This is a genomic window from Chroococcidiopsis sp. CCALA 051 (assembly GCF_003015105.1).
GTDB lineage: Bacteria > Cyanobacteriota > Cyanobacteriia > Cyanobacteriales > Chroococcidiopsidaceae > Chroococcidiopsis > Chroococcidiopsis thermalis.
Genome location: NZ_PYCI01000209.1, coordinates 1 through 7,931 on the forward strand (window position 1 = coordinate 1; position 7,931 = coordinate 7,931).

6 protein-coding genes are annotated in these 7,931 nt (G+C 46.3%); all 6 read right to left on the reverse strand.

What is annotated here, in order from left to right:
• Positions 1–33: 33 nt before the first annotated feature.
• The 6 genes from sppA to C7Y66_RS29280 all read right to left on the reverse strand — a co-directional run bounded on the left by sppA (position 34) and on the right by C7Y66_RS29280 (position 7,832).
• Complete coding sequence (gene sppA, locus C7Y66_RS29255) at positions 34–1,881, reverse strand: signal peptide peptidase SppA (protein ID WP_106548231.1); 1,848 nt, start codon at positions 1,879–1,881, stop codon at positions 34–36.
• A 173-nt stretch (positions 1,882–2,054) separates the two neighbouring features.
• Entirely contained in the window at positions 2,055–3,104 is a 1,050-nt protein-coding gene (gene fni, locus C7Y66_RS29260; RefSeq protein WP_106548232.1) for a type 2 isopentenyl-diphosphate Delta-isomerase, read from the reverse strand.
• A 70-nt stretch (positions 3,105–3,174) separates the two neighbouring features.
• A complete protein-coding gene (locus C7Y66_RS29265) occupies positions 3,175–4,500 on the reverse strand; it encodes a GGDEF domain-containing protein (RefSeq protein ID WP_106548233.1) in 1,326 nt (441 codons plus the stop codon).
• Positions 4,501–4,691: 191 nt separating this feature from the next.
• Positions 4,692–6,239, reverse strand: coding sequence for an NAD(P)/FAD-dependent oxidoreductase (locus C7Y66_RS29270; protein WP_106548234.1), 1,548 nt, complete (start codon positions 6,237–6,239; stop codon positions 4,692–4,694).
• A gap of 52 nt (positions 6,240–6,291) precedes the next feature.
• Positions 6,292–6,513 (reverse strand): hypothetical protein, encoded by a 222-nt coding sequence (locus tag C7Y66_RS29275; protein ID WP_106548235.1) that lies wholly within the window; start codon positions 6,511–6,513, stop codon positions 6,292–6,294.
• Between the two features lie 209 nt (positions 6,514–6,722).
• Positions 6,723–7,832 (reverse strand): S-(hydroxymethyl)glutathione dehydrogenase/class III alcohol dehydrogenase, encoded by a 1,110-nt coding sequence (locus C7Y66_RS29280; protein ID WP_106548236.1) that lies wholly within the window; start codon positions 7,830–7,832, stop codon positions 6,723–6,725.
• Positions 7,833–7,931 lie beyond the last annotated feature (99 nt).

Consider the following 7,931-nt stretch of genomic DNA (forward strand, 5'->3'; position numbering starts at 1 on the left):
AATAAATACAAATGACAAATGACAAATGACCAATCATTCAATCGTCAGATTGAATGGCAAACGGGCATAAACTCCTAAAGGATCGTTCATGACTTGCAGAATGGCAAGCTCGTCGCGCATTTTAGCAACTTCAGAGGCGATGGGGTCTGGTAGTGCGAGTTGGTTTGCAGCAGTATTGTTACCCAAGGCGGTTCTGACTCCATCAGAGACTTGCCCAAATAAGCGTTCTTCTAAAGAACGGCTTTCGGGATATTCTGCTACTTCCCAGTCATCGCCTAACTTGGCTTGCTTCGTGGCGTAGTCAATTGCTGCATCTAACCCACCAATTTCATCGACTAACCCAATTTGTTTGGCACTGACACCCGACCAAACTCGACCTTGGGCAATTTCCTCGACTTTCTGTTGCGGTAAATCCCGTCCTTCAACAACTTTTGATAAGAATGTACTGTAGATGCGATCGACCGCGCGTTGATAGACTGCTAATTCTGCGGGAGATTTAGGGCGAGAAACAGTTTGACTGTCGGCATACTTTCCAGTTTTCACCACATCCCAGGTAATACCATTGTTGTTTGCCAGCTTTTGGAAATTTGGCAGCAATCCAAATACGCCGATAGAACCTGTAATTGTGTTGGGTTCGGCAAAAATCCGATTAGCATCGGTGACAATCCAGTAACCGCCGGAAGCTGCAACATCGCCCATAGAGACAACTACTGGTTTTTTGGATTCTCGCGTCAGGCGGATCTCGCGTTGAATGATTTCTGAAGCTGTGGCACTTCCACCAGGACTATTTACCCGTAAGACAACAGCTTTGACATTAGGATTCTGTCGCAATTGGCGAAAAATACGAGCAAAGCGATCGCCTCCTACTTGTCCCGCCTCTCCTTGACCGTCAACAATATCACCTTCAGCGTAGACGATCGCCACTTTATTCTCTGAGTTACGTTCTACGCCCAAAGCCTTACCAGAAACCCCAGCATATGCATTCAAGCTAATTTGGCGGAAGGTTTTATTTTCTTTTTCCTCACCAGTTAGCTGCTTTAACTGCGCCAAAACGCGATCGAAATAGTCTACTTTGTCCACTAATCCTTGTTTTTGGGCTGTTTCTGCCAGCAAGAAACCTTGACCGTCTGCGATCGCTTGTAACTGGTTAGGGCTAATTTTACGGCTTTGACCTACTGCCGTGCGCCACTCCGCCCACACATCATTTAATAATTTCTGTGTCTGTTGCCGATTTTCTGGACTGAGATTTTGACGAATTAATGGTTCTACGGCAGCTTTAAACTTACCTACCCGAATCACTTGCACCCCAACACCAAATTTCTCTAATGCCCCAGTCAAGAATGGCGTTGAAGCACCCAAACCATTAATCTCCATTGCGCCAAGGGGGTTCAGCACTATGGTATCCGCCACGGAACTGAGATAATATTCTTTCTCACCCCAACTTGAGCTGTAAGCAATAATTTTTTTGCCAGCAGCACGGAACTTTTCCAAGGCTCCTCGCACTTCTTTCAATTTAGCGTAGCCAGTTTCACTATCATCTGCGCTATTGCTGCCATCGAGATAAATTCCAATAATTTTAGGGTCGCGCCTTGCCTTTTCCAGGGTATCTAGCACCGTGCGCAGGGCGATCGTGCGGTTACTTTCTCCTGAAAGAGCATTTTGAATCAAAGCGCTGGTACTGGAGTCACGCGGGGCATCGGTGATATTGAGGGATAAATCGTAAACTAAGACCGATCTATCCTTAACTTGCGGTTCGTTATCTTGAGCAGCCAATGCCACCAATATGACAAGCATTCCAGATATACTCAGACCAAAAAATAGTAGCAGTCCGAGCAAGGTTCCAATGGCACTAGCAAAAGTTTGTTTGAGGAAGTTACGCATTTAACTAGGGAGTCGGGAGTAGGGAAGGAGGCAAGGGAGCAGGGAGCAGGGGAGACAAGGGGGACAAGGGAGACAAGGAAGTAGAGGAGCAGAGGGAGCATTCTAGCCACCAGCCACTAGCCACTAGTCACTTAATAACTGACAACTGATTTAATTTTTCCCACAACTATCATTTATGCTACACGCTGCAAAGTTTGAGATTGTTTGAGTTGTTGTAAGTCAGCGTTACCAGTACAAAAGAGGACGGTGGTAATTTCGGCAATTAAGACTTCTGCAAGGGCATGTAGGGTCGATTCGGAGTCGGCAGCTGCTCTGAGAAAAGGCATGGCAAGCCCTGCCAGATCTGCTCCCAGGGCGATCGCTTTGGCAACTTCTAAGCCGTGTCTCAACCCGCCAGAGGCAATCAGAGGAATATTAGGGGCAACCTGCCGCACGTTGGTAATACATTCTGCTGTGGGAATACCCCAATCAGCAAAGGTGAGTCCGAGGCGGCGTTGCATGGCTGTTTCTGCCCGTTCGCTTTCTACTTTTGCCCAGGATGTACCACCCGCACCCGCTACGTCAATGGCTGCAATTCCGGCATTTATCAGTTTTTGCGCCATGTCGCCTGAAATGCCATTACCGACTTCCTTAGCGATCGCAGGCACGGGTAACTTAGTGCATAGTTTTTCAATTTTGTCAAGCAAGCCGCAGAAATTAACATCGCCTCTGGGTTGAATGCATTCTTGTAGGGGGTTGAGATGCAAAATCAAGGCATCGGCTTCGAGGATGTCTACTACCCGCAAGCATTGTTCTAAGCCATATTCGTAGTTGAGTTGCACCGCACCCAAGTTAGCGAATAAGGGAATATCGGGAGCGAGCGATCGCACGGCGAATGTATCGGCAACTTGCGGTTTTTCCACTGCCACCCGTTGAGAACCTACGCCCATCGCGATTTTATAGTGTTGGGCAACTTCAGCCAAGCGTCGATTGATGATGCCTGCTTGCTCTGTACCCCCAGTCATGGAAGAAATGAGTAGGGGTGCGCCTAGCTTCTTACCTAGAAAGGTAGTGGTTAAGTCAATGTCACCGCGATTTAGTTCGGGTAAACAGGTATGAGTAAAGCGATAGCGTTCCAATCCATTTGTCACAGACTGGCACTGGACATCTTGTTCGATGCAAATTCTTAGATGGTCTGCTTTACGAGATTCGGTAGCTGCTGGCAAATTGGTAGGAAAGTTCACAGGTGGATTTAAATCGAAGCATCATTTACTACCATTTTCTCAGTCTTGGGTAGAAGATGCAGGTAAGTTTTCATCCTGCTTGTTCTACTGTTTGCTGCAAGCTACTATAACTCACGACTCGATTGCGACCGGAATGTTTAGCAGCATATAAGGCTTGGTCAGCAGCACCGAGTAATTTTTCCTCTAAAATTGCGTCTATTGGAAAAGTCGCATAACCGACGCTGACAGTGACATGAATCGAAAGTTCGGGAGAAATTGCGATCGCTTCTGTAGCCACAGCATGACGCAATCGTTCAGCAACAATCGCCGCACTATCATTGAGAGTTTCTGGTAGAATCACGGCAAACTCCTCGCCGCCATAACGCGCCACTACATCGACGGGGCGAATTTCGCGTTGAATGATGCTAGCAACGACTTTGAGTGCTTCGTCTCCCCCCTGGTGTCCGTGGGTGTCGTTCAGCTTTTTGAAATAGTCGATATCCAACATAATTAAAGAGCAAGGATGCATGTAGCGATGCGATCGCTCGATCTCGATTTTGAGTTTTTGGTTGAACTCGCGACGGTTAAAAACTCCGGTTAATCCATCCAAAGTTGCTAAATTTCTCAAGGCTGTCTGACTCTGTTCGAGTTTTTCGGTCATTTGATTAAACATCATTGCCAGTTGCCCCAATTCATCTTGACTCGATAGGACAATCCGGTAAGAAAGATCTTCCTCAGCTAGATGTTTAACTCCCTCTGCTAAAATCTGCACTGGTATTAGTACGGAACGCGCTAGGGTTAAACTCGCGATCGCTGCTACTCCCAATCCTAAGCCAAACACAACAACAACAATCCCCTTCACCCAAAGTTTAGTGTTTTGCGCTTGAGCGATGTTATCGGATATTTGCAAATGAGTCAGGAGTTCTTGCAATCGATCTAGGGCTTCTGTAGCCTGTTCGAGCTGTGCGTCTAAACGTTTCTTATCTTGAGCAGTAAACGTAGTTCTAGCTGGATAGGTAGTAAAAATCGCCTCGCTGCTGATTTTAGCTTGTTGCCATGCTTTTTGAGCTACGAGTAGCAAAGCTGTTTTCTCTGGCGTATTTTTTGAAGTATTCAGAATTATCACGAAAGCTTTGTCTACTTCACTACTTATGCGCAGAAAGCGATCGCGAGCGTCTGGCGTACCGTAGCTGAGATAATCATCAGCAGAAGTCGATGCCATGACAATCAGTGATTCTAACTCGGTAACGGGAAACAGTTCCTCTAAAGTTGCGTTTTCATTTTTTTCAAATTTACTCAACGCTCCTTCTACCGAGATAAAAGTCCCACAACCAAGCAAAATTAACGGCAGCAGCATAGCTCCCATACCAAAGGCGAAGCGATTGCGGATGGAGGTACTCGAACCCCAGATTTTCATCAGGTTTGGCAGCTGCTAGCTTAGTTACATTTAGTTTGCCCGCAGCTACCTCAACTGTTTACTGTAATTACGCGCAGCAGCATGTAATTTTCGTATGAAATTGATATTAAGTAAAAACACAACTCATGAGAAGTCGTAAATCGCAAGTCGCAATTGACTAGTTACCGATCTCGCTGGTCACTGGTCACTGGTCACTGGTCACTGATAACTGCTCCCTCAATTTCCCGCAATAACTGCAAATGCTGAGATAATGGCGCAAGGGTATTTGCCGCGATCGCACCACTAGCGGCGACGGCGGGTAAACCGATACCAGGGAAGGTAGAATCGCCGCAACACAATAACCCTGGAATCGGCGTAGTTGCACCAGGAAACAAACCCTTCCCCGCAGCGATGGCGGGACCATAGGAACCTCGATGACGGCGCAAGTAACGAGCGTGGGTTAGAGGCGTACCTACCAAAGTTATCTCACAGCGGTTGTCGATATCGGGAATAATCCGTCTTAAGGCTTGCCACATGACTTCCGCCCGTGCATGTTTTTGACGGGCATACTCTTCGCTTTTACGATCCATTCCCTGCCATATACCGTAAGGTTCGCTACCAGGAGTGTAAGCATGAATGACGTGCTTTCCTAGTGGTGCTAGGGACGGATCTAAAACTGACGGAATCGATACCAATACGACATTTTGCGGTGCTGTGACTCCCCTTTCCCAATCGTTGACCACAATATAGTGACATGCCAAATCTGTACGAATATTTGTGGCATCAATTCCCAAATGTAGGTGCATAAAACTGTCGCACTCTGGAGTTGCCTGTCTTGCTTGCAAAGGTTTTGGTATTGAATCTTGTGGTAATAATTTCAGCGTGTCCCAAATAGAAGCATTCGAGACGACGGCTTGTCTTGCCTGTATTTCTTCACCATCCCGCAACCGAATGCCAGTCGCGCGTCCCGTCACTAAAATTTCCTCAACATGGGCATTCAGTATCAATTTACCCCCATGTTTTTCTAATCCCCGTACCAAAGCATCAACTAATGCCTCACTACCACCTAGAGGGTAATCTAACATCACTCCAGGTTTGTACCAGTCGGCAAACATAAATGCCATTTCTGCCGCACTCGTGCCGCTTGCAGGTAGCCCAGAGAGGAGAAAACACAACAGATCCAACCAGTTACGCACAAACGGATCGGTGACGACACCATCCATAATTTGGCTAAATGCACCCGTCAGTTTAAAAGTACTACCAACATGAGGTAGCATCGCAGGCAGATATTGCCCTAGAGAAACTATTGCACCCAAATCGAAGCGCAAAGCAGTAGGAGGAATTGCCGTAGCAGCTTTGGCTAAAGGTTCTATGACTCGTTGAAGTTCGCGCCACTCGGCTACAGCCTTATCTCCTCGCAACCTTGCCAAAACATCGCAAAATTGGTCTGCACCTACAGTAGTATCGAAGTCACCTTCGGGCAAACAGCAACCCCAGGTATCGTAATTAATACAAGGTAAATCTTCGCCAATTGCATCTAAAACTTGTCGCAGTGGGTTGGGTGAAGGGCTGTAAGATAAACCAGAGTAGAGGGAAGGTCCAGAATCAAATTTAAAACCGTTGCGTTCAAATCCGTGCGCCGCACCTCCTGGTGTTGAGTAGCTTTCGCAGACGACAACATCAAAACCGTATCGCGCCAAAATTGCCGCACAGCTCAAACCACCAATTCCACTTCCAATGACGATGACATCCGTTTCCACTGCTTTAGATTTCCTTGCGTGACTCTCTGGTTACGAAAAAGATTTCTCTAGCTTACTTATCTACTTCTCCTTGCCGCTTTTGACGATGTTTCTTTAATAATTGAGGAAAATGTTTTAGATCGTCAATTGTCTGTGGTGCTGGGTATACCTCCGTAGGCGGCTCAGCATGAACTTTATCCATAAAGACACGAAATACTTCATCGTCATCTCGGTGTTCGAGCATATATGCTAATAACTCTTTGCGGCTCATAGCTTGAAAATTAGGTTGTGTCATACAAATCTCCAAAGTCCATTACTGAAGATTAAAACTGCTGTTTCTTCTCCTGCCAAAAAGAAGACTTCTCCCGTGCGTTCGTCTACACGGATTATGTATATAGGCAAATACATTTTTGTTGCCCAATAGCTGAGAACGAAACAAGTAAATAATTGTGCTGCTGTAGGAATAACCGCTACTCCTTTGTACTCCTCACACCTGGATTATACCTAAAACGTCAGCACGGTACGAATTGATTCTCCTTTGTGCATCAAATCGAAGGCATCGTTAATCTTTTCGATTGGCATTGTGTGAGTGATTAAGTCGTCAATATTAATTTTGCCTTCCATGTACCAATCGACAATTTTCGGCACATCTGTACGCCCTCTCGCACCACCAAAAGCTGAGCCTTTCCAAACTCTTCCTGTGACTAATTGAAACGGACGAGTACGGATTTCTTCACCCGCAGCAGCAACGCCAATAATAATACTTTCACCCCAACCTTTATGGCAGCATTCTAATGCTTGACGCATTACATTTACATTGCCAATACATTCAAAACTGTAGTCAGCTCCACCTTTAGTTAACTCTACTAAATAAGGAACTAAATCGCCTTCCACTTCTTTTGGATTGACAAAATGCGTCATGCCAAATTTTTCAGCGATCGCCCGTTTACTAGGATTAACATCTACACCAACAATCATCTCTGCGCCTACCATTCGCGCTCCTTGGATGACGTTTAAACCAATCCCCCCCAAACCAAAAACGACAACCTTTGAGCCTGGTTCGACTTTTGCCGTATAAACAACTGCACCAATACCCGTAGTTACACCACAACCGATGTAACAAACTTTGTCAAAAGGTGCATCTTCACGGATCTTGGCAACAGCAATTTCTGGTAGTACTGTATAGTTAGCAAAAGTGGATGTCCCCATGTAGTGGTGGAGCTTCGTGCTATTTAAGGAAAACCGACTCGTACCATCGGGCATCAACCCCTTGCCTTGAGTCACGCGAATGGCTTGACAAAGATTGGTTTTACGACTGAGACAATATTCGCACTGACGACATTCGGGAGTGTAAAGCGGAATGACGCGATCGCCCACTTTAACGCTCTTGACTCCTTCTCCGACTTCCACGACAACCCCAGCCCCTTCATGCCCTAAAATTGCCGGAAATAAGCCCTCTGGATCTTTACCAGAAAGGGTATAGGCATCGGTATGGCAAACTCCAGTCGCTTTGATTTCGACTAAGACTTCCCCTGCTTTTGGTCCTTCTAGTTGTACTGTTTCCAGTTGCAAAGGTTTTCCAGGTTCGTAGGCAACAGCTGCTCTGACATCCATAATTCATCCTCGCGATCGCTATGACTAGCTTACAGTTATCAGGGAGGAGGGAGCAGGGGAGACAAAGAAGACAAGGGAGACAAGGGGGACAAGGGGGAC

What these genes read in the sequence shown, in the direction of transcription:
- sppA (WP_106548231.1), bottom strand. Translation starts at nt 1,881, where the DNA reads ATGCGTAACTTCCTCAAACAAACTTTTGCTAGTGCCATTGGAACCTTG.
- C7Y66_RS29265 (WP_106548233.1), bottom strand. Translation starts at nt 4,500, where the DNA reads ATGAAAATCTGGGGTTCGAGTACCTCCATCCGCAATCGCTTCGCCTTT.
- C7Y66_RS29275 (WP_106548235.1), bottom strand. Translation starts at nt 6,513, where the DNA reads ATGACACAACCTAATTTTCAAGCTATGAGCCGCAAAGAGTTATTAGCA.
- C7Y66_RS29280 (WP_106548236.1), bottom strand. Translation starts at nt 7,832, where the DNA reads ATGGATGTCAGAGCAGCTGTTGCCTACGAACCTGGAAAACCTTTGCAA.